The sequence below is a fragment of the Pseudomonas sp. S11P7 genome, from assembly GCF_023195435.1.
Lineage (GTDB): Bacteria > Pseudomonadota > Gammaproteobacteria > Pseudomonadales > Pseudomonadaceae > Aquipseudomonas > Aquipseudomonas fluorescens_G.
In genome coordinates this window covers 366,642-389,152 of the sequence record NZ_JALPKS020000002.1, presented here as the reverse complement: position 1 = coordinate 389,152, position 22,511 = coordinate 366,642, and the positions used below count along the sequence as shown (strand labels likewise).

The 22,511-nt window shown below is 60.6% G+C and carries 20 protein-coding genes and 1 riboswitch; of the genes, 8 read left to right on the top strand and 12 right to left on the bottom strand.

The features are described from left to right. Positions 1 to 52: 52 nt before the first annotated feature. From M0746_RS29355 to M0746_RS01875, 6 genes are all read right to left on the bottom strand, one after another. Positions 53 to 1,372, bottom strand: a complete 1,320-nt coding sequence (locus M0746_RS29355; protein WP_446731313.1) for a LuxR C-terminal-related transcriptional regulator — start codon at positions 1,370 to 1,372, stop codon at positions 53 to 55. Next, on the bottom strand, positions 1,314 to 2,783 hold the full coding sequence (locus tag M0746_RS29350) for a hypothetical protein (RefSeq protein ID WP_446731327.1): 1,470 nt from the start codon (positions 2,781 to 2,783) through the stop codon (positions 1,314 to 1,316). Before M0746_RS29350 ends, M0746_RS29355 begins: the two co-directional genes overlap by 59 nt. Positions 2,784 to 2,959: 176 nt before the next feature. Then, entirely contained in the window at positions 2,960 to 4,324 is a 1,365-nt protein-coding gene (locus M0746_RS01890) for a DUF1329 domain-containing protein (protein WP_258448052.1), read from the bottom strand. A gap of 27 nt (positions 4,325 to 4,351) precedes the next feature. After that, positions 4,352 to 6,241, bottom strand: a complete 1,890-nt coding sequence (locus M0746_RS01885; RefSeq protein ID WP_258448051.1) for a DUF1302 domain-containing protein — start codon at positions 6,239 to 6,241, stop codon at positions 4,352 to 4,354. A 337-nt stretch (positions 6,242 to 6,578) separates the two neighbouring features. Continuing rightward, positions 6,579 to 8,261, bottom strand: coding sequence for a fatty acid--CoA ligase (locus M0746_RS01880; protein WP_258448050.1), 1,683 nt, complete (start codon positions 8,259 to 8,261; stop codon positions 6,579 to 6,581). 379 nt (positions 8,262 to 8,640) lie between these two features. Then, entirely contained in the window at positions 8,641 to 9,270 is a 630-nt protein-coding gene (locus M0746_RS01875) for a LysE family translocator (protein ID WP_258448049.1), read from the bottom strand. Between the two features lie 91 nt (positions 9,271 to 9,361). On the opposite strand from M0746_RS01875, the gene M0746_RS01870 reads away from it, so the two are divergent. From M0746_RS01870 to M0746_RS01860, 3 genes are all read left to right on the top strand, one after another. Then, on the top strand, positions 9,362 to 10,327 hold the full coding sequence (locus M0746_RS01870; protein WP_258448048.1) for a 2-hydroxyacid dehydrogenase: 966 nt from the start codon (positions 9,362 to 9,364) through the stop codon (positions 10,325 to 10,327). A gap of 33 nt (positions 10,328 to 10,360) precedes the next feature. Further along, positions 10,361 to 11,359, top strand: a complete 999-nt coding sequence (locus M0746_RS01865) for a class I SAM-dependent methyltransferase (protein WP_258448047.1) — start codon at positions 10,361 to 10,363, stop codon at positions 11,357 to 11,359. Positions 11,360 to 11,409: 50 nt separating this feature from the next. Continuing rightward, positions 11,410 to 11,534, top strand: a riboswitch (yybP-ykoY riboswitch). 88 nt (positions 11,535 to 11,622) lie between these two features. Continuing rightward, positions 11,623 to 12,207, top strand: coding sequence for a TMEM165/GDT1 family protein (locus M0746_RS01860; RefSeq protein ID WP_258448046.1), 585 nt, complete (start codon positions 11,623 to 11,625; stop codon positions 12,205 to 12,207). 140 nt (positions 12,208 to 12,347) lie between these two features. On the opposite strand, the gene M0746_RS01855 is transcribed toward M0746_RS01860, so the two are convergent. Further along, a complete protein-coding gene (locus M0746_RS01855) occupies positions 12,348 to 13,166 on the bottom strand; it encodes a M48 family metallopeptidase (protein WP_258448045.1) in 819 nt (272 codons plus the stop codon). A 265-nt stretch (positions 13,167 to 13,431) separates the two neighbouring features. Between M0746_RS01855 and M0746_RS01850 the strand changes: the two genes are divergently transcribed. Continuing rightward, entirely contained in the window at positions 13,432 to 15,573 is a 2,142-nt protein-coding gene (locus M0746_RS01850) for a methyl-accepting chemotaxis protein (protein WP_258448044.1), read from the top strand. Between the two features lie 204 nt (positions 15,574 to 15,777). Here M0746_RS01850 and M0746_RS01845 read toward each other — a convergent pair whose 3' ends face one another. From M0746_RS01845 to M0746_RS01835, 3 genes are read right to left on the bottom strand one after another with little or no spacing between them, the layout of a single operon-like run. Continuing rightward, entirely contained in the window at positions 15,778 to 16,401 is a 624-nt protein-coding gene (locus tag M0746_RS01845) for an SOS response-associated peptidase (RefSeq protein WP_258448043.1), read from the bottom strand. A 36-nt stretch (positions 16,402 to 16,437) separates the two neighbouring features. Beyond that, entirely contained in the window at positions 16,438 to 16,698 is a 261-nt protein-coding gene (locus M0746_RS01840; RefSeq protein ID WP_258448042.1) for a DUF2007 domain-containing protein, read from the bottom strand. A 9-nt stretch (positions 16,699 to 16,707) separates the two neighbouring features. Next, positions 16,708 to 16,890 carry a CPXCG motif-containing cysteine-rich protein gene (locus M0746_RS01835; RefSeq protein ID WP_258448041.1) on the bottom strand — a complete coding sequence of 61 codons (183 nt, stop codon included), beginning with the start codon at positions 16,888 to 16,890 and terminating at the stop codon, positions 16,708 to 16,710. 141 nt (positions 16,891 to 17,031) lie between these two features. On the opposite strand from M0746_RS01835, the gene M0746_RS01830 reads away from it, so the two are divergent. Next, entirely contained in the window at positions 17,032 to 18,195 is a 1,164-nt protein-coding gene (locus M0746_RS01830; RefSeq protein WP_208939803.1) for a 1-acyl-sn-glycerol-3-phosphate acyltransferase, read from the top strand. 60 nt (positions 18,196 to 18,255) lie between these two features. On the opposite strand, the gene M0746_RS01825 is transcribed toward M0746_RS01830, so the two are convergent. After that, complete coding sequence (locus M0746_RS01825) at positions 18,256 to 18,534, bottom strand: hypothetical protein (protein ID WP_101161925.1); 279 nt, start codon at positions 18,532 to 18,534, stop codon at positions 18,256 to 18,258. 193 nt (positions 18,535 to 18,727) lie between these two features. On the opposite strand from M0746_RS01825, the gene M0746_RS01820 reads away from it, so the two are divergent. After that, positions 18,728 to 18,934: a hypothetical protein gene (locus tag M0746_RS01820; RefSeq protein WP_008083982.1), complete on the top strand. Its 207-nt coding sequence runs from the start codon at positions 18,728 to 18,730 to the stop codon at positions 18,932 to 18,934. 285 nt (positions 18,935 to 19,219) lie between these two features. Here M0746_RS01820 and M0746_RS01815 read toward each other — a convergent pair whose 3' ends face one another. After that, a complete protein-coding gene (locus M0746_RS01815; protein WP_024014276.1) occupies positions 19,220 to 19,804 on the bottom strand; it encodes a YajG family lipoprotein in 585 nt (194 codons plus the stop codon). A 204-nt stretch (positions 19,805 to 20,008) separates the two neighbouring features. Here M0746_RS01815 and M0746_RS01810 point away from each other — a divergent pair, with 204 nt between their 5' ends. Together M0746_RS01810 and mqo are read left to right on the top strand one after the other, a co-directional pair. Further along, positions 20,009 to 20,242: a hypothetical protein gene (locus M0746_RS01810; protein WP_090286191.1), complete on the top strand. Its 234-nt coding sequence runs from the start codon at positions 20,009 to 20,011 to the stop codon at positions 20,240 to 20,242. A 707-nt stretch (positions 20,243 to 20,949) separates the two neighbouring features. Continuing rightward, complete coding sequence (gene mqo, locus M0746_RS01805) at positions 20,950 to 22,458, top strand: malate dehydrogenase (quinone) (RefSeq protein ID WP_258448040.1); 1,509 nt, start codon at positions 20,950 to 20,952, stop codon at positions 22,456 to 22,458. Positions 22,459 to 22,511 lie beyond the last annotated feature (53 nt).

Sequence of the window (22,511 nt, the reverse complement as noted above, 5' to 3'; positions counted from 1 at the left end):
AAGCGCCTTGACCGGTTCGGGGCGCTTGTCCGTCAACTCTGCAGACTTCAGGTCAGCTCAGCAATCCCAACGCCTTCGCCCGTGCCACCGCCTGAGTACGCCGTTCAACCCCCAGCTTGCTGTTGATGTGGCTGGCATGGGTTTTCACCGTATGCAACGAGATGAACAACTGCTCGCTGATTTCCTGATTCGAACAACCTTGAGCAATCAGGCGTAATACCGATAGCTCCCTGCTGCTCAGCTGCTCGGTGGCGCCTGGTTCGAGGATTTGACGCGCTGCAACAGGCGCAAAGTGCTGCAGCAACTGTTGCCCTGACAAAGAGGCAGATGTCTGCAACTGCCCGCGTAACCAGTCACCGTATTTCTTCAACAAGCTATCGAACGGTTGCAGCACACCTCCCGTCGCCGCTTCCAGCGCTTGCCCCAGCGCTCTGCGGGCTTCCGGCTCACGGCCCACCGTCAACATCAACGCCACCTTCTGCGTCAACGCCATTACGCTGAGCAACTGCCGCCCGGTCTGCTGGCCGTTCTCATGCAGCACGTTCAGCCGTCCTTCGGCGAGCATCGGTTGCCCCTGAATCAGGTCGAGCAATGCCTGTTGCAATTCCACATGCAGCGGCAACTGTGGATGAAACTCCGGCGGCGCCGCCGCACGCTCACCGGTATAGGTCTGCCCCAACCGAGCAAGCCAGGCTTCGGCCAGGTCGGTTCGCCCTTGCGCCAGCCACAACTCGCATTTGACCAACGTGATCATCGCCAGATAGTAGATCGGCGGTACGTCCCAGATGTGCATCAGGCGTTCGGCTTCGGCCAGTTCCGCGAAGGCTTTGGCGAACTCGCCGGTAGCACCGTCCAGACGCGCAATCACGCAATGACCGATCAACACGCTGATATCGCGACAGGCGCGGGCTTCGCCAAGGCCCGCCAGCAGGCGCATTCGCGCCGCGTCGGGCTGCAAGCGCATCGCCAACAGAAAACCTTCGTACAACGTCAGCCGCGCGCGCACGGCGTACAGGCGTTGCGGCGACAAGCCGCGCAGGCGTTCCAGGCCCTGATGCACTTCGTCCAGCGCACGGAGGATTTCGCCACGCGATTGCAGAACGCGCGCCCGGTCGTAATGTGCGAGCGCTTCGAACAGTGGATTGCCAACACGCTGCGCCAGCTCAAGTGATTCACGGTTGAGGCCGCGCGCGCGCCACAGGTCACCGTCGGCAATCGCCAGATTGGACAGGGTCGACAAACACATCAACCGTTGCCCGTAACGCTTGGCCGGCAAGCTTTCCAGGGCTTCGGTGCAGTATCTGATCGTCAATTCACGATGGCCGCGCCCCCGGGCAATAATCCCGCTCAGCGCCAGCCACTGCGCCAGCATCGACTTTTGCGCGGTGGCCGATGGCGCCGGCAGAAAGCGGCTCAGATGGCTGGACAGCTCTTCGGCGGCATCGAGCTGACAGGCCAGCCCCAGTGCCCAGCTGTACAGAACGATCAGCCGCGGCGTGCTGATCAGCAGGCTGTCGGGCAAGTCCATCTTCCAGCGCAGCAGCATGCCGACATTCTGCTCGGCCAGAAGCTGTTCCTCGGACAGGTTCTGCACCAGATTTGCCGCCACATCGAGGTGACCGGCGCGCAGTGCCTGCTCCACGGCTTCGTCGAGCAAGCCCTGCGCGTTGAACCAGCGGCAGGCACGCAAGTGCAGCGTGGCAGTCGGCACCAGCGCCTGTGCTGGGGACGGCTGCGCAGCAAATCGGAAAACAGATGGTGATAGCGATACCAGTGCCCGTGCTCGTCGAGCGGCACCAGAAACACCTGATGAGCCAGCAGGAAACGCAAAATCTCGGCGCTGTCATGGGCTTCGCGCACCGCGTCGCACAACTCGCTGCAGAAACGCTCCTGCGGCGCGGTGTCATACAAAAGGCTTGCACCTCGGCCGGCAGGCAATCGATGACTTCTTCGAGCAGATAATCGCGGATCAACCCTTCCCCGCCGTTCAGCGCTTGCGGTAACGCCGCATCGCTGCCCGCCTCGGACACTGCCAGCAGCCAGAAACGCAAACCGGCGACCCAGCCTTCGCTGCGCTGGATCAGGTTCTCCAGCGCTTCGCCGCGCAGCGAGCTGCTGTGGCGATCGAGCAGCGTCAACGCTTCGTCGTGGGTCAGGCGCAGATCCGTCTCGTGCAATTCGAGCAACTGCCGCGACAGGCGCAGGCGCGCCAGATGCCAGTCCGGGCGCTGGCGGCTGGTGACCATCACCAGCAAACCATCGGGCAGGTGATTGAGGAAAAACTGCAGGCAACGGTCCAGCACCGGGCCTTGGGCGAGATGGTAATCATCGAGCACCAGCAATAACGGTGCGGCGGGATCGAGGTGCAGCGCCAGCTCATCGAGCAGGCCGTCGAGCCATTCTTCGAAGGCGAACGGCTGATGGCGCTGCCGCATTTTCAGCAGCCCGAGGGCGCCGGCGCCCAAGGCGGGATAATAGTCTTGCAAGCCTTCGAGTAGACGCTCGAGAAAACGTCCGGGATCGCTGTCACGAGCGCTCAAACCGAGCCACAGGCTGTGCCAGTGCGCTGGCAGGCTTTGACAGAATTCCACCGCCAGCGAACTCTTGCCGAACCCCGCCGGAGCACTGACCAGCAGCAGACGCCCGCCGAGCCCGGCTTGCAGACGCTCGCACAGACGCGGTCGCAGCACGTAGCCGTCGGGCAGTGGCGGGCGGAAAAAACGCCCCTCCAATGCCGCGATGGCAGCACTTGCAGGACCCGGAAGCGGGGACAGATCAGTCATGGCCGGCTCTTGTTCGAATGGCGGTTGGCGGCGTTGCAGATGTCCGCAGCCTAGCCTTAATCGAACCGGTTATGAAGGTTGCTGCTACAAATGGCTACAAAAAGACTACAGACACAAAAACGCCCCGAACCGGTCGGGGCGTTTTCACGAGGATGCGGCCTCGGGTTTACCGCGGTTTAGCGGACACCATCCTGACGCAGAGCGGCCGGGGTGAAGTCGCTGGTGGTGGCGGTGAAGCCGAAGTCATACGCACTCTTCTCTTCGTTCTTCATGCCCAGCGCCAGATAGCGGCCGGATTGCAGGTCGTAGAGGGTTTCCAGCGCATACCACGGCACTTGCTTGTCGTAGTAGTTTTCGGCATGCGCCTCGGCTACACGCCACAGTTGGCCACGACCGTCATAGTGGTCGATCACCGCGGCCTGCCAGGTGTCTTCGTCAATGTAGAAGTCACGCTTGGCGTAAATGTGGCGCTGGCCTTCCTTCAGCGTCGCAGTCACATGCCAGACGCGGCGCAACTCGTAACGCGCCAGGTCCTGGTTGATGTGGCCGGCCTTGATGATGTCGGAGTACTTCAGTTTCGGATCGTCGAGCTTGTAGCTGTCGGAGGCGATGTACATCTCTTTCTTGCCTTCGAGCTTCCAGTCGTAGCGATCTGGCGCACCGTTGTACATGTCGAGGTTGTCGGAGGTACGCAGGCCGTCTGCCGCGGTACCCGGGCCGTCATAGGACACTTGCGGTGCGCGGCGCACACGACGCTGACCGGCGTTGTAGACCCACGCCGAACGTGGTTCTTTGACCTGATCGAGCGTTTCGTGCACCAGCAGTACGCCACCGGCCAGACGTGCCGGCGCGGTCACTTTCTGCTTGAAGTAGAACAGGATATTGCCCGGGTTCGCCGGATCGTAATCCTTCATCTTGTCGCGGAACACGAACTGGTCCTGGAAGTACACCAGGCTGTACGAGCCGTTCGGTTGCGGCGTGGCCTGAGTCACCAGACGGGTCACGCTGCCGCCGCGATAGCGGGTGATGTGGTTCCAGATCACTTCTACGCCGGTTTTCGGAATCGGGAACGGCACGGCGGTATCGAAGTTTTCCAGACCGTTGCCGCCCGACACCAGATTGGTGCTGGTGGCGTTTTTCTTGATCGCCGCGAACACGTCATCTGGCACGGTGGCGCCGCGATGGGACGGGTAGACCGGCATCTTGAAGGTTTCCGGGTAGCGCTTGAACATCGCGTACTGGCCCGGCGCAAGCTTGTCCTTGTACTTGTCGGCATCCTTGGCGGTGATGGTGAACAGCGGCTGCTCACTGGCGTAAGGGTTGGACAGGAAGCCCTTGCTGTCGACACTGCCGGCATTTTTCGGCAGCGGTTTCCAGGCCGGGATCGAACCGTCGGCGTTACCGGCCATTTCCGCGCCCATCGGCGTCAGGCTTTTACCCAGTTTGTCAGCTTCAGCGGCAGGCACCGCGGCCATGACGCTGGTCGCCAGCAGCGACAGACCCAGAACACCGGCGTGGAACAGACTCTTTGTTATTTTCATAAATTCGTTCGTCCTGAAATGCAGTGCTTAGAAGTTCACGCCGAAGCTGAGCGCAACGAAGTCGCGGTCATCCACGGTGGTGTACTTGCCGTCGAAGAAGTTGGTGTAAGCCAGGCTCGCGGTGTAGGTGTTCTGATATTCGGCATCGACGCCCAGGCTGACCGCTTTGCGACCTTCCTCGAAGTTGCCGCCAGGGCCTGGCGAGTAGCCGCTGACGTCGTGGGACCAGGCCACGTTCGGCTTGAGGTTGACCCCGGCAAACACGTCGTTGTATTCCCAGATGGCGCGACCACGGTAGCCCCACGACATCGAGGTGGTGAAACCGTCGTTGTCGCAATTGCGGCTGCGGTTGTTCTGTGGCGAACCCGGGCCTGCGCCGTTGATGGTGCTGGCGTTGAGAATGTTCGCGCAGGTGTTGGCGGTGCCAGTGGCCGGCAATTCGCCCGGACCGTAGACCGGATCGCGGCCATAACGTTTTTCCGAACGGCTTTCCAGGCCGCCGACGTAAGTCGCGCCGACTTCACCGACGAGGGTCAGACGGCTGGCGCCCATGACCTGATCGAAGAAGTGCGTGAAGGTCGTCTGGATCTGAGTGATTTCCTTGCGCTCGTAACCATGCAGATCCTGACCCGGCACACCCGTGAGCAGCGAAGCGTTGGTCAGCGCGCCACCCAATGGACGTACGCCAGCGAACAGGATGTCGGTGGAGTTCAGTTGCACCGGTGCGTTCGGACGGTAGCTGATCTCACCGCTCCACGCCGTGCCGGTAGGCAAGGTAGTGGAGAAGCTCAAGCCGTAGAGGCGGATGTCTTCAGGGTATTCAATGAAGTATTGCGAATTGCCCGCCACCAGCAGTGGCGCAAGTGCGGCAAACGGGCCCGGCAAGCCGGCGGCGGTGTTGTAGACCGACTGTGGCGCCCCCGTTGCGCTGAAGATCGGCGCACGGCTGTGGTAGTTCATGAAGTAGGCGCCGAATTCGGTGTCCAGCGGGTCGTACATGTACTTGAAGGACACACCGTACTGGCCGCTGTCGCGGGCATCGCGATCCGGGCCGCGGCGCACCAGTACGCCTTCCTGGTTGACATCGACGCCTGCGCCCGCCAAAGGCCCAAGGGCAATGGCCGGAATCTGCGAACGCTTGTTCAGCACACGCAGGTTGCTGTCGCAACCGTCAGCGACGATGTCCGGCTGTGAGAAGAACGTGCCGCAGTTATCGACAACGGTCTGGTCCCATTCCAGCTGGTAGAAAGCTTCGGCGGAGAGGTTGTCGGTCAGGCTCTGCGAGACGTAGAACATGTTGACCGGAATCAGGCCTTCCTTGATCTCGGCGCCGGGACGACGGAACGCGGACACATCAATCGGGTTGATCGAGTTGATGCCGCCGCCGATGAAGGTGCTTTCACCCCAGCTGACCACCTGCTTGCCCAGACGCACGGAGCCTGGCTGATCGGCGATCGCGTAGTTGTGGTAGACGAAGGCGTCGAGGATCTGCCCGCCGGAGGACTTGGCGCCCTCTTTGCGATTGCTGTCGCTGATGTCCTTGAACTGACGGCTCTCGTCTTTCAATTCAAAGTCGTACCAGTACTTGCCACGCACGAACACACCGGTGTCGCCGTACTTCAATTCAAGGTCATGGATACCCTTGAAGATCTTCGAGAAGGTTTCGCCGCTCTTGAAGTTGGCGTGGCCGTCATCGGAAGTCTGCGACAGCCCGTGGCCGCCGTTGTTAACGCCGATGAGGTTCTTGTTCGGGCTCTGAGTAGACCAACTGGCACCGATCGACAGGGACGAGTCGAACTGGCCTTCGATTTCACCGACGTTGAAACTGACGCCGAATGCGGGCCCGGCGAGCGAGGAGGCAAGACTGACTGCCAGAGGCAGTTTCGCCCGGCGCCAGAACTGGTTTACTGAGGTCATCGACGCTACTCCATGTGCATTATTGTTATGGCAGTGAGTACTTTCAAAAACGCTGTGAAGGGCCGGAAGCCAAGGCTGCCCGAAACCGCTTCAAAGTTGCTCGCCCCTATCAGTGCGTGTGCTCCGTTTTCAAAAAGTCCTTGAGCGGACTATAGCCAGCAGGGGGTACTGCTTGATCCCTCTAAAGTGTGATTTGCAGTCGCCAACCACTCTGGAACAGTCCTTTCGCCAGTCCGACACAAGTCGGCACGGCAAGGATGGCTGATTTTTTCGATTTCACAAGCCAAGCGCTTGCTTGGTGGGTCTGGCGCGCCGGTTTCGGCGCGCCAGCAGGCACTCAAAGTGTCGAAAGGAAGGTGCTGTTGCTGGCCTGCCACTCGCTGATGTCGAGGCGGATACGCTTCTTGTCGAGCTTGCCGACGCTGGTCTTGGGAATTTCGGTAACAAGGGCGATCTGGCTCGGAATCGCCCACTTGCTCAGATGCCCCAATTCGACGAATGGCTTGAGGTGTTCCTTGAGCTCGCGTGCGCCGATCTCATGGCCTTCGCGAACCACCAGCAGGGCAAACGGGCGCTCGCCCCACTGCGGATCGGCGATGCCCACCACTGCTACTTCGCGTACCGCAACGTGACGGCTGATCAGGTCTTCGAGGTCCAGTGACGAAATCCATTCGCCGCCAGTCTTGATCACATCCTTGATGCGGTCACGAATGTCGATCACCCCCATGCTGTCGAGCGTGGCGACGTCGCCGGTGTGCAGCCAGCCGCCGCTCCACAGTTCGGCGCCCTTCTGCGGCTCGTTGAAATAGCCCTCGGTGAGCCACGGCGCGCGCAGCACCAGTTCGCCCTGGGTTTCGCCGTCGGCCGGGAGGAAGTTGCCCTCGCCGTCGATGATCGCTGCCTCGACCAAAGGTCCCGGTACACCGGCCTTGATCCGGTACGTGGTGCGTTCGTCCTCCGTGCCGGCCATCAGCTCATCGTTAAGATGCGCGCAGGAGACCAACGGCCCGGTTTCCGACATGCCGTACGCCGCCGTCAACTGAATGCCCCGCGCCTTGGCGTTCTCATACAGGGAGCGATTCAGTGCGCTGCCGCCGATGACGATTTTCCAGCCGCCGAAATCGACGCCTTGCGCGCCCTTGGCGTTGAGCAGCATTTGCAGGATGGTCGGTACGCAATGCGAAAAGGTGACTTTCTCCTTGCGCCACAACTCGACAAGAAACTCCGGATCGTAACGCCCCGGATAAACCTGTTTGAGCCCGAGCATGGTCGCCACATAAGGCAAGCCCCAGGCGTGAACGTGGAACATCGGGGTGATCGGCATGTACACGTCGTTAGTGCCGAGCAGACGCACGCTGTCGATCGAGCCCATGATCGTCGACACGCCGATGGTGTGCAGGACCAGTTGCCGATGGGTGAAGTACACGCCCTTCGGATTACCGGTGGTGCCGGTGGTGTAGAACGTGGTCGCGACGGAGTTTTCGTCGAAGTCCTGAAAGTCGTATTGCGGACTCGCAGCAGCCAGCAATTGCTCGTATTCGCCGACCAGGTTTGGCAGCTCGGCGGTTTTTTCCGGCAGATCGGTGAGCAGCAGGGTTTTTTCGACCGTGGTCAGCTGCGGCGCGATCGCTTGATAGAGGCCGACGAACTCGCTGTTGACCAGCACGAAGCGGTCCTCGGCGTGGTTCATCGTATAGAGAATCTGCTCCGGCGACAGGCGCACGTTGATGGTATGGATCACCGCGCCGATCATCGGGATCGCGAACATGCATTCCAGATAACGATGGCTGTCCCAGTCCATCACCGCCACCGTGTCACCGGCCTTCACACCCGCCGCTGTGAGCACATTGGCCAGCCGTGCGACGCGCTCGATCAGCGTCGGGTAGCTGTAGCGCAACTGGTCACGGTAGATGATCTCGCGGGTTTTCTCGTACCGGGCGCCGGACATCAGCAGCCGTTTGATCAGCAATGGATACTGGTAGGCCCCGTCGGCCGGGGGAATGACGCGAGTCTGCAACATAAGAATCCCTTTTCTGACTGCACGGTGTTGGCGGAGAGATTCGTACTCTAGTGCGCCTGCAGGACAGTCAAATCAGCCAAAGGAATGATTTGCACAGCCGTACAAATGCTAGCTTTGAGCCAGCATCCGGTGGCAAAAACTCAACCGCTTCAGAAGCCCCTCACCCTAGCCCTCTCCCAAAAGGAGAGGGAACTGACCGAGTTGTGCCGAACCAAACGCCGACCTGAAAGACCGAGGCGATTGTGGGTGCGGAGAAAGTCGTTCATGTCGGCGTATTTCTCCAACGTCCCCCAATCGGTCCCCTCTCCCTCGGGAGAGGGCCAGGGTGAGGGGCTACCGTCTGCCAAGCGCCTTAAAACTCGAATCAATCACCCGCCACTCAATGCATCTCGGTCAACGCGATTTTCACGCCGAGAGCAATCAGCACGGCGCCCATGGTCCGATCGAACCAGTGGCCCATGCGGGCGAAACCGGCACGCACGCGCTGCTGACTGAACAGCATTGCCACCAGGCAGAACCAGATCGCGGTGGCCATGGCCAGGTAAACGCCGTAACCGGCCTGCACTGCCAAAGGCGTGTGCGGGTTGATCACCACGGTGAACAGCGAAAGGAAAAACAGCGTGGCTTTCGGGTTCAGGCCGTTGGTCACGAACCCCGAAGTGAAGGCGCCACGCGCAGTGCGCACACCCGCTTCCTTGTGCAAATCATCCGTCACGGTTTTCGCCGGTTGCGCGCGCAACGCCTTGAAGCCGATGTACAGCAAGTACGCGGCGGCGGCCCATTTCAAGGCGTTGAACAGCACGATCGATTGCGACACGATCAGGCCGATGCCCAGCAGCGAATAACCGACGTGCAGGAAAATCGCCGTGCCGACACCCAGTGCCGTCCATGTACCGGCGCGACGACCGTGGGTCACGCTCTCGCGCACCACCACGGCAAAGTCCGGGCCGGGACTGGCGACGGCCAGCAGGTGAATCAATGCAACGGTCAAGAACTCGGTCCAGTACATGGGGGCTCCTTTCGGCAAGGCGTATCAATTTGTTTCATCTGGTAGGCTCGGCAGAGTACGCCCTACGCTCTTCGCACAAAAGGTACAGTTGATGACGAACACGCACCGCGCGGTATTCCTCGATCACCCGTCGCTGGATCTCGGCGACCTCGACCTCAATCCACTGCGCGACTGTTTCAGCGATCTACAGCTGTTCGCCCAGACCACGCCGCAGCAGGTTGCCGAACGCCTGCACGGCGCCAGCGTGGCGATCACCAACAAAGTCGTGATCGAGGCGGCCGCCATGGCGGCCAACCCACAACTGAAACTGATCCTGATCAGCGCCACCGGCACCAATAACGTCGACCTCGCCGCCGCGCGTGCGCAAGGCATCACGGTGTGCAACTGCCAGGGCTACGGCACGCCATCCGTGGCGCAACACACGATCATGCTGCTGCTCAACCTCGCCACACGTCTGGCCGACTATCAGAAAGCCGTCGGCGAAGGTCGCTGGCAGCAGGCGAAGCAGTTCTGCCTGCTCGACTATCCGATTGTTGAACTCGAAGGCAAAACCCTTGGCCTGCTCGGTCACGGTGAACTCGGCGGCGCCGTGGCGCGGCTGGCCGAAGCGTTCGGCATGCGCGTGCTGCTCGGGCAGATTCCCGGGCGCCCTGCCCGCCCCGACCGCGTGCCACTGGATGAACTGCTGCCACAGATCGACGCCCTGACTCTGCACTGCCCGCTCAATGAACACACCCGCCATTTCATCGGTGCACGCGAGCTGACCTTGCTCAAACCCGGCGCGTTCGTGGTCAACACTGCACGCGGTGGCCTGATCGATGAGCAGGCGCTGGCCGATGCCTTGCGCAACGGGCATCTGGGCGGCGCGGCGACGGATGTGCTGAGTGTCGAGCCGCCTGCTCAGGGCAATCCGCTGCTGGCAAACGACATTCCGCGCCTGATCGTCACCCCGCACAACGCCTGGGGCAGCCGCGAAGCACGCCAGCGCATCGTCGGCCAACTCAGTGAAAACGCGCAGGCGTTCTTCAGCGCTAAGGCGCTGCGGGTCGTCAGTTGATAAACTGCGGCACTTTTTTTTCGAGGAGCAGTTATGGATCCGCGCAGTGAAGTACTGCTTCGTCAGCCTGAATGGTTTCAAGGTTCGCTGTTGCTCGCCGGTTTGCCCGCCGACGACTTGCTCGGACGCCTGCCGAATGCCTTTGGCTGGTGCTGGCACGCCGGCGATCAAGCCGCGCTGGAGGCCCGCTTCGAAGGTCGCAGCGATTTTGGCGTGAACATCCCGCAGCGTGAATTCGACAGCGCCGTGGTGTTTCTGCCCAAGTCCAAGGACCTGACCGATTACATTCTCAATGCCGTCGCCTCACGTCTGGCCGGTCGAGAGGTGTTTCTGGTCGGGGAAAAACGCAGCGGCATCGAAGGGGCGGCGAAACAGCTCAACCCGTTCGGCAAACCACGCAAGCTCGACAGCGCGCGGCATTGCCAACTGTGGCAGGTCACCGTGGCCAATGCGCCTGAAACCAAATCGCTGGAAAGCCTGGCGCAGACCTACGAACTGCCCTTGGCCGAAGGCCCGCTGAAAGTCATCAGCCTGCCGGGCGTGTTCAGCCACGGTCGCCTCGATCGCGGCAGCGCCCTGTTGCTGGAGCATCTGGACAAGCTGCCAAGCGGCCATCTGCTCGATTTCGGTTGCGGTGCCGGCGTGCTCGGTGCGGCGGTCAAACGTCGCTATCCGCACAATCAGGTGACGTTGCTGGATGTCGATGCATTCGCTGCCGCCAGCAGCCGTCTGACCCTCGCCGCCAATGGCCTCGAAGCCGAAGTGCTGACCGGCGATGGCATCGATGCTGCACCGATGGGTTTGAGCGCAATTTTGAGCAACCCGCCGTTCCATGTCGGCGTGCACACGGATTATTTCGCTACCGAGAACTTGCTGCGAAAAGCGGCGAAACATCTGAAAAACGGCGGCGAACTGCGCTTGGTCGCGAACAGCTTCCTGAAGTATCAGCCGTTGATCGAAGAGCACTTGGGCGTCTGTGCAATCAAGGCCGAAGGCAACGGTTTCCGAATCTATCGGGCCAAGCGCGGCTGAAACCGCTTCGAAAAAAGTCGCTTGCCCAAACGGATTTGCCTAGGCAGAATCCGCTCCGTCCTAGGGGAGTAGTCTCCCACGAGCGCCAAGCTCGTCCGGCATACGTCAACATACTTGATCCTCAGATCATGGCGTATGCGACCCAAGCGTCCGCACCAGACGGATCGCAGGGTTTGACAAGACCTATGACACGCACACCTTACCCGGGGCGGGAAGGCTGTACGTGTCATAGCCGTGTCGACCCGCCCCTTAGGAAATCCCTGATGCTGGACTCGTTACTCGTTCCCACCGCAATCGTTGCCTTGGCCGAAATCGGCGACAAGACGCAACTGCTCGCGCTGATTCTGGCCGCTCGCTTCCGCAAACCCTGGCCGATCATCGCCGGGATTGTCGCCGCGACCCTGGCTAACCACGCGGCAGCCGGTGCGGTCGGCGCCTGGTTCGGCAGTTTCTTCTCCGACAGCGTTCTGCACTGGATTCTCGCCGCCAGCTTCGCCGCCACAGCCCTGTGGACGCTGGTACCGGACAAGCTCGATGACGACGAAGCCAGCACGGCGCGCAAGTTCGGCCCGTTCCTGACCACGCTGATTGCATTCTTTCTTGCCGAAATCGGCGACAAGACACAGATCGCCACAGTGATGCTCGCCGCGCAGTATCCGGAATTGTGGCTGGTGATCATCGGCACCACCGTGGGCATGCTGATTGCCAACGTGCCGGTGGTATTGGCGGGTAATTTCGCGGCGGACAAACTGCCACTGACCTTGATCCGTCGCCTCGCGGCTTCGGCGTTTTTCATTCTGGCAATTGTCGCGGTGTACAAGGCGATGCAGAGCAGTGGCTGGATTTGAAGCAGCTGCAAGCTTCTAGCTACAAGCTTCAAGAGAAAGCTGCAAGCCACGCGAATCTGCTTTGACTTGTAGCTTGCCGCTCGAAGCTTGCCGCTGCTTCAAAGATCGTTCCCACGCAGAGCGTGGGAACGATCACTGACTCAGGATTTCGGGGCTTTTTCGTAGAGCGGCATGACCTTCGGAATCGCTGCCTGCAACGCGGCGATCCGGCTGGTCGAGGCCGGGTGGGTGCTCATGAACTCCGGCGGCGAACCTTCCGAAGCCTTGCTCATCTTGTCCCACAGGGTGATTGCGGCATTCGGGTTGTAGCCGGCGCGGGCGGCCAGTTCCAGACCGATCAGGTCGGCTTCGTTTTCGTTGGCGCGGCTGTTGGGCAAGGTCATGCCGTAGTTGGCCACGGTGTCGGCCAGGGCCAGGCTGTCCTGACCGAGACCGAACAACGCACCGGCGCCCTGCTTGGCCATTTCCACGCCATAGGCCTTGGACATCGCTTCACGACCGTGCTCGCGCAAGGCGTGGGCGATTTCATGGCCCATGACCGCAGCGATTTCATCGTCGGTGAGTTTCAGGCTGTCGATCAGCCCGGTGTAGAAAATGATCTTGCCGCCGGGACCGCAGTTGGCGTTGAGTTCGTCGCTCTTGATCAGATTGACCTCCCACTGCCACTGCGCCGCATCCGGACGGAAATTCGGCGCCTGGGCGATCAAACGGTTGGCAATCGCCTGCACTCGCTTGGCCTCGGGGCTGGTCTTGTCCAGCACACCTTTGCTGGACGCCTCGCCAACAGTTTTCTGATAAGACTGGGCATACATCTGGTCGACCTCTTGCGAGGACAGCATGCTGAACATGTACTGCTTGCGCTCCACCCCGACGGCGCCGCCGCTGGTGGTGTTGACCGACTGACAACCGGCCAGCAACAGCGCTGCGCTCAGTGCACTAACAACCAATGTCTTGTTCATTGAAAAGCTCCCTGAAAACCTGTGCGTATCCTAGGCGGGTAATTGTATGGATGCCAGATACAAAGGATAGGTTGAAGTGACTTTCAGACATTTCCCGCAGCGTAATGTCGCGAAAAAATTCCCAGCGCCCGCCAGCCACGCAGCCACTGCGTCGCGCAACAGCCGATTTACGACATCTCCGGCCGATTCCGACCGGCGCCACTCATGGCCCCGCTGACGCCGCCGATAAAACTTTCGCAGATATTCTCTTGCCTGCGGAGCTCCCATGAAGTTCAAGTCGATCCAGTTTTCCGTCGCCGCCCTGGCCGGCGCCATCGTCCTCAGCGTGGTCGCGGCGCTGGTGCTGTATGCGCTGTTTGCCGGCGCGCGCACTCAGACAATGGTGCAACAACGCACCCAGGCCCAGTTCGAGCAGGTCATCGAGCAGCGCCTGACCGCGCTGGCGCAAACCCAGGTCAGCCAGATCCAGCGCGAGCTCGAAGCACCGCTGCTGATTGCCGGCGGCCTGGTGCGCGCCAACGCTTTGCTTGGCACGCCGGGCGTCGATGGCCAGCCGCGCCTGAGCGTCAGCCGCGAGCAACTGATCAGCCTGATCAAAGAGAACGTCGAAAAGAACCCGAAAATTCTCGGCACCTACATCGGCTGGGAAAAGAACGCCCTCGATCACAACGACGCGGCCTACGTCGGCACCAGCGTGGTCGGCATCGACGCAAGCAACGGGCGATTTCTGCCGTGGTGGTTCCGCAACGAGGACGGCACCCTCGGCCTCGACAAACTGGTCGACGTCGACGATCAGAAAACCCTGTCGACCGGTGTACGCGCCAGCGAGTACTACCTGTGCTCGAAGGAAAACAAGAAATCCTGCGTGATCGACCCGGCGCCGTACAAGGTTGGCGACAAGGTCGTCATGCTTGCCTCGTTTATCGAACCGATCATGCTCAACGGCGTGTTCCAGGGCATCGTCGGCGCTGATCTGTCGGTGAACTTCATTCAAGAAATGCTGCTGGGCGCCAACCAGAAACTCTACAGCGGTGCCGGGGAAATGGCCCTGGTCGGCAGCAATGGCCGGATCGTGGCTTATACCAAGGACCCGAGCAAATTCGGCGAGAAGGTCAGTGACATTCTTGATGCCGAACAGTCCGCCAACATGGCCAACCTCAAGCGCGGCGAAGTGACTTACTCCGTTAACAAGGACAAGGGCCGGATCGAGTTGTACCTGCCGTTCGGCATCGGCCAGACCGACGCACGCTGGACGCTGATGCTGCAACTGCCGCTCAACGCGGTGATGGCCGATCTGCAAGCGCTGCAGGCCGACCTCGATGCCCAGCGCAAATCCGACACCTTCGGCATGGCCATGGTCGGTTTGCTGATCGCCGGCCTCGGCTTGCTGGTGATCTGGCTGGTCGGTCACGGCATTGCCCGGCCGCTCAAGCAAATGGTCGCCATGCTCAATGACATCGCCCAGGGCGAAGGCGATCTGACCCGCCGCCTGAGCAGTGACCGCAGCGATGAACTCGGCTCGATCGCCAAGGGCTTCAACACCTTCCTCGCCAAGTTGCAGGCGATGATTACCCAAGTGGTGACCTCGGTGCAGAGCGTCAGCGATTCCTCGGAACACACCGCCGACATCGCCATTCGCACCAACATCGGCATCCAGAAGCAAATGGCCGAGATCGATCAGGTGGCGACCGCGGTGCAGGAAATGACCGCGACCGCGCAAGACGTGGCGCGCAACGCCACACAGGCTGCGCAGGCCGCGAGCCACGCCGATCAGGCGGCCACTCAGGGCATGCAAATCGTGCGCGACACCTCGAACTCGATCGGTGTGCTGGCCAAGGAAATCGGCAAAGCGGTCGACGTGGTGCAAACCCTGGCCAAGGACAGCGAAAACATCAACGCGATCCTTACAGCGATTCGCGGGATTGCCGAGCAGACCAATCTGCTGGCATTGAACGCGGCAATCGAAGCGGCGCGCGCCGGCGAGCAGGGTCGCGGCTTTGCGGTGGTGGCGGACGAGGTGCGCAATCTGGCGCAGAAAACCCAGCAAGCCACCGAAGAAATCCAGTCCATGATCCAGCAACTGCAACAAGGCACCCGCGATGTGGTGCGGGTCATGGAAGACAGTCAGAACCGCACCGACGAAAGCGTGCAACACGCGGCGAAAGCCGCCGAGGCGCTGGAGACGATCACCCACGCGGTGTCGGTGATCAACGACATGAACACGCAGATCGCCAGCGCGGCGGAAGAACAGAGTGCGGTGGCCGATGACATCAATCGCAATGTGATCAATATCGGCCAGGTGGCCAATGAAGTGGCGGGCGGTGCGGATGAATCGAGTTCGGCGAGCGCCGGGTTGACCAGACTGGCGGAGCAGCAGCGGCGGTTGATCAATCAGTTCAAGGTCTGAAGATCAAGAGCCCCTCACCCTAGCCCTCTCCCGGAGGGAGAGGGGACTAATTGGGGGATGCTTCAGAATTTCACCTACCTTAACGTTTCGCATTGAATCCATAATCGACCGACTCTTTCAGGCGGATATAAGGCGCAAGACACCTCGGTAAGTCCCCTCTCCCTCCGGGAGAGGGTTAGGGTGAGGGGCTTTTGATCTACAGGCTTACCCCGGGGTCAAACACTCCGGCCCATTCAGCTTCGGATCATTCACCAGATTCGCCAGCACCCGCTCGCGCAGCGCCGCCGGCTCACTGGCCAGCAAGCCCTGCAACACATGCAGCGGCGTTTCGGGGTCGAGCCACGCCGCCTGCCCCGCCTCATCGAGAATCAACGGTCGGCGCTGACTCGCCGCCGGCTGGGTGATGACAGCGGTGCTCAGCCAGACCTGTTCCTGCACCGGATACGCCTCCCAGATCGCCGCAAAAAAAAGCGATGAGCCCTCCCCCGGCGTCAGCCAGAACGGACGCTTGCGCTGGGTCCCGCGCCATTCGTAAAAACCGTTGGCCGGCAGCAGGCAGCGACGCAAGCGCAGCGCTTCGCGGAACATCGGTTGCTCGGCCACGGTTTCAGCTCGCGCATGGGCGGGGGTTTTCGACAGATCGGTCAGCCACCGCGGCGTCAGCCCCCAACGCGCGCGGGCCAGCGTGCGCTCACCGCCTTCACCGGCGCGCAGCATCAGCACTGAATCATTGGGGGAAATGTTCCACTGCGCCTGCTGATCGGCGGGAAAACCTGGCAGGGCCGCGAAGTCGCGGTTCCAGCGAAACAGGGCATAACGTCCACACATGGGGCAACACGACTCTTGAATAAAACTGACGCCAGCCTAACAGACCAGCGTACCGGGATAGCTCTCCGGTTCATCGCCGGGCAGCGGCAGCGCGGCATTGTACGCGGTGATCAGCTCGCGGGCGTATTCGGCCTGATCATTATCCACCGACAGACCCAACAGCCCGAAAATCGGCAACTCGCCCGTGCCACCGAGCAGATCGCGGCCAATCAGGTGTGCCTCGATGCCTTCGCTGGCGAGCATGCCCTTGAGCATTTCGCCTTCCATCAGGCTGGCCGGTTCGTAGATTCGCTGCATGGGCGCCCCTCATTCGTTTTCGCTGAAGACTTCGAGAAACCAATCCTCTCCATGGACCTGCAGGACGAAAGTGATCGGCCGGCAGCACACCTGACAATCCTCGATATACGTATCATCACCACCGGACAGATCCAGCGTGGTCTCGACTCTCTCCCCACAATACGGGCATTCATACTCAGCGGCTTCCAGCATCGCGGTCTCCCAAGTGACTTGTGCGTATAATCGCCGGTCTATTTGCAGGGCTATTGGTGTCTGGCTATTTTTCAGACCGTGCCCCGCGGGTTTTCGATCAAACCCTTTACTTACCCTAGCCGTTTCCAACAAGAGAGCATGATGGGCGAATTCGATGCCATCCGACCTTACGACGACAGCGAAGTACCCGTGGTACTGGCACGACTGCTCGGCGACAAGGCGTTTCTAGATATCCTCACCCACTTCCGCTTCCCGCGTTTTGCCGGTGCCTTCGGCTGGATGCTCAAACCTCTTATAGCGCATCGGCTGCGCCGTGAGTTCGCCGACGTGGTTTCGGTGGCGACTTTGCAGGACAAGATCGAGTCTTACGTCGATCACACCATCGAGCGCGCCACCGACGGCGTGACCTACACCGGGGTCGAGCAATTCAAGTCCGGCAGCGCCTATCTGTTCATCGCCAACCACCGCGACATCGTCATGGACCCGGCCTTCGTCAACTACGCCGTGTACCACGCCGGTCTGCCAACACCGCGCATCGCGATTGGCGACAACCTGCTGCAGAAGCCCTTCGTCAGCGACCTGATGCGCTTGAACAAGAGCTTCATCGTGCATCGTTCGATCACCGGTCGACGCGAGAAAATGGCCGCCTATCAGTTGCTGTCGGCGTACATCAACCACTCGATCCGCAACGATTGCGCGTCGATCTGGATCGCTCAGGCGGAAGGCCGGGCGAAGGACGGCGACGACCGCACCGAGTCGGCGATCCTCAAGATGTTCCACATGAGCCGCAAGGACGAGCCGTTCGGCGAAGTGATCCGCTCGCTCAACGTCACGCCAGTATCGATCAGCTATGAATACGATCCGTGCGACCAGGCCAAGGCCCGCGAGCTGTACATCCGCGCCACCACCGGCACCTATTGCAAAGCGCCGGGCGAGGATGACGTGAGCATTGCCAAGGGCATCACCGGCTACAAGGGCCGCGTGCACATCAACTTCGCCGCGCCGATCACCGAGGTCTACGAAGACACCAAGCAGTTGGCGACCGAGATGGACAAGCAGATTCTCGGCGGTTACCGGTTGTTCCCGGTGCATTACCTGGCGTATGCGCAGTGGACTGACGCTGATCCGCAACTGAATGTGCCGAAGGCGTCCGAAGTGTTCCCGGCTGACGAACTGGCCAGGGCCGAGGAAGAATGGCAGAGCCGGCTGGACGCCTGCCCCGCCGAGCATCGCCCGTATCTGGTGCTGCAATATGCGACGCCGGTGCGCAATCAGTACCGGGTCAAAGCTGGCCTGCCGTTGTAAGCAGTCTGAGCCAGAGACAAAAACGGCGCCTGCGGGCGCCGTTTTTCATGCCTGAACGAATCAGAAACGCGTGCTGATCCACGACACCAGCAAGGCCAGGCCCAGGCAGGCAAAACCGAAACGATAGAAAAAACGGTTCATGCGCAAGGTCGCCCAATCGAGGATCGGCTCGGCATTCGGCTGCGCCTGACGCTGCGCGGCGAGGCTGGCCTGCGCGCGTTGTTCACGGCGACGAGTGGCGTGCAACAGCCAACTGCCGGGAAACGCCAACAGCAGCGCCAGCAGGTTGATCAATTTGGCGGGATGAGCGGTAAACAGTGTCATCAAGTGCAGCGACATCACAGACCTCAATCTAGACCGGTTCGGCAGACGCCAGACCGACGACCGCGGCGCGGATTCTACCCAAACCCGAGCGGCCTGCCCCAGCCTTTGCGACAAATAACCTGACAATCGACCGATGGCTGTCCTGTGTCACGGCATCGTCATGTGGATGCTGCACCCTGCGCGCCTCGAAACTTCAATGGATTGCACCATGCTGCACGCGGAAAACCAGGATCGCCTGTACCTCATCACGCCTTACGACGAACAGCAGAGTCTGGTCGGCAGCCTCGCGTTCAACGTGCAGGATCGGCACTGGCTGGTGTATTGCGCGCTGGGCGGGCATCAGCATGCGGATTTGCCGGAAACGGATTTGTTGACGGGTGTGAGTGTGCTCGACTTTTATTCGCAGGCGGCCTGAACGGCAAAAGCTTAAAAGCCCCTCACCCTAGCCCTCTCCCGGAGGGAGAGGGGACTGATTGGGGGATGCTTTGAAATTTCACTGACCTGGCCGTCATGCTGTGAATCCATAATCGACAGAATCCTTCAGGTCGATGCATGACGCAAGACAACACGGTCGGCTCCCTCTCCCTCTGGGAGAGGGCTGGGGTGAGGGTGAGTTTTTTCCAGCCAACATCAATCTCAAGTCCCACAAAAAAGCCCGGGCTCATCGCTGATCCCGGGCTTTTTCACATCCGCTGAAAACTTACTCAGCCAGAACCTGCCCCACCGTCGGATCCTTGAACAGACGCGTCAACGCATCGCTCAACACATCGCTGACCAGTTTGGTGTTGGTTTCCTGGTTCGGCGCCATGCCGAAGCGCTGATCCAGCGAAGCGCCATAACGGCCACTGTAGCGGCGGTTGGCGTTCTGCACGTCGGAGCGGAAGGTCGCGCCGATGGTCGCTTCGGTCACGTACATGCCTTCCTTGGGCGACTGATATTTCAGCTCAGCCAGGGTCACGGTCAGCTGCGGCGCGTTCGGCGCATTGGTGGTCGGGGTGAAGCCGAGCAAGCGCACGGCGGCTTCGGCCTGAGCCTGCAGCTTGGGCAGGATCTGCTCGCGCTGCACGGTGATGGCGCTGGTTTCCGGGTACAGGCCGCCGCGGGTGCCGAGGGTTGGCGACGGACGACCGTCGACCACACGCACGATCACCGGCTGGCCACGACCGACCGCTGGCAGTTGCGTGGTCAGCTTCGGCTCCGGATTCAGTTGTTGCGGGCTGTGGGCGCAGCCGGCCAGGGTCAAACCGGCCACAGTGATCAAACCGAACAACAGGCGTTGCAACATGCTCTTCTCTCCAGAATCAGGCACAAACAGGCCGGCAGTATAGCGGTGGGCCACTGCGGGTAACCAGCGCCGCACAGTGAATACTGAAATGTCTGACAAACCCGCTCGAAAGCGGTTCCTGTCACAGATTCTTCACCGCGCATACACCGCGACGTCACGGCCCGGCGGCAAGCTGCAATCAGTTCTCAAACAAGGAGCGCCGCCATGCGTTATCTGATCTCGCTGTTCGCCCCGCGTCCGCTGCACCGCTGCTTTGCCCTGCTCGACCGCAACGGCCACTGCCAGGCCTTCAAGCAGTGCAGTCTGCAACCGATGGGCGACGGCTGGGTGGAAATCGAAGAAATCCGCCTCAACTGGTTGCACCAGCCACTGCCGGCCAGCGCCCGCGTCATAGCGTCGCAGCCTCGCACACGGGTCCAGGCGATGTTGAGCATCTGACCGGATGCCTAATAAAAGTCATTAAACACGAGCAACTGCGCGCATTTCTTCGCTACAATCTCCCCCCGATTATAAGGACGTCTCCTGATCGGGCCCCGCAACAGCGTCAGTGCACATGCATCGACACCCAAAATCGCCCACAGAGAGCCGCCCACACAGATCGAGTGAAGTTGGCGCGCTTGCCTGTTCTTCCGGCAAAAACCCGCTTTTCGCGAATCTGCAGAGCTGTCATGACGCTCGGCCACCGCGTTGTTTTTGCCCTTGCGGGCAGGTGCCAGGCCAAGGCAGCCCTTTTTTGAGGTTCACGTCTTCAAAAGAGCGTGAAAAAAACGGGTTTTCACAACTTCACAAGAGTGTGGCGAGCAAATGAATAGTTTTGCGTCTGAACATGCACCATTAGCGTCTGAAACAGCCCAACGACACAGGACCGGGTATACCTCGAATACCGGAGCCTGAAGCCTGTCCGCTACGGATTTGGTTGCACAAAACGGATGTCTCGACCATAAGTCGAATTGCCAGCCTTGCGCAGAAATGAGTTCATGGAACCCTTGAAGCCAGGCCGCACGCATCCGTCGAAGTTGCGAAAAATTGCGAAGATTCGGACATGGCGAACCTGACCACGGATAGCCCGGACACCACTGACCTGTCCCGGAACGCCTGGCAGCCATGCCGACAATTTGGTGCTGCAGATTTTGGAGACGCGTTAAATGGCGCATAACGAAGCAGTCGACGTAGTTCTGGTAGGGGCCGGCATCATGAGCGCCACCCTGGCCGTACTGCTCAAAGAGCTCGACCCCGCGATCAAGCTGGAAGTCGTCGAGCTGATGGATTCCGGTGCTGCCGAGAGTTCCAACCCCTGGAACAACGCCGGTACCGGCCACGCGGGTCTGTGTGAGCTGAACTACACGCCGCAGGCTGCCGATGGCAGCGTCGACATCAAGAAAGCCGTGCACATCAACACCCAGTTCGAGGTGTCGAAGCAGTTCTGGTCGTACCTGACCAAAAAAGGCACCTTCGGCTCGTGCAAAACCTTCATCAGCCCGGTGCCGCACCTGAGTTTCGTTCAGGGCGACAGCGGTGTGTCGTTCCTCAAGGAACGTTTCAATGTCCTGAGCAAGCACCACGCCTTTGCCGACATGGAATACACCGAAGACAAAGGCAAGATGGCCGAGTGGATGCCGTTGATGATGCCGGGCCGTTCGCCGGACGAAGTCCTCGCCGCGACCCGCGTGATGAACGGCACCGACGTCAACTTCGGCGCCCTGACCAATCAGTTGCTCAAGCACCTGACCAGCGCCCCGGACACCCAGGTCAAATACTGCAAGCGCGTCACCGGCCTGAAGCGTAACGGCAACGGCTGGACCGTCAGCATCAAGGACGTCAACAACGGCAACACCCGCGAAGTCGACGCCAAATTCGTCTTCCTCGGTGCTGGCGGCGCGGCGTTGCCATTGCTGCAAGCCTCGGGCATTGAAGAAAGCAAAGGCTTCGGCGGCTTCCCGATCAGCGGCCAGTGGCTGCGTTGCGACAACCCGGAAGTGGTCAAGCAGCATCAGGCCAAGGTCTACAGCCAGGCGGCTGTGGGTTCGCCACCGATGTCGGTGCCGCACCTGGATACCCGCGTCGTCGATGGCAAGAAATCCCTGCTGTTCGGGCCATACGCCGGTTTCACCACCAAATTCCTCAAGCACGGCTCCTTCATGGACCTGCCGCTGTCGGTGCGTGCCGGCAACATCGGGCCGATGCTGGCGGTGGCGAAAAACAACATGGACCTGACCAAGTACCTGGTCAGCGAAGTGATGCAATCGATGGAGCAGCGCCTGGATTCCCTGCGCCGTTTCTACCCGCAGGCGAAAGCTGAAGACTGGCGCCTGGAAGTGGCCGGCCAACGGGTGCAGATCATCAAGAAAGACCCGAAAAAGGGCGGCATCCTGCAATTCGGTACCGAGCTGGTTGCGGCGAAGGACGGCTCCCTCGCCGCCCTGCTCGGCGCTTCGCCAGGCGCGTCGGTGACCGTTTCGATCATGCTGGAACTGATCGAGAAGTGCTTCGCGGACAAAGCCAGGGGCGAATGGGCCGGCAAACTGGCCGAGATTTTCCCGGCCCGTGAGAAAGTCCTGGAAACCGATGCTGCGCTGTATCGCAAGATCAACACGCAGAACAACATCGCGCTGGAACTGGTAGAAGAAAACAGCGAGACGCCAAGCTACGCTTGATCTCGCGGCATAAAAAACGCCCCGTACTCAATGAGTGCGGGGCGTTTTTTTAT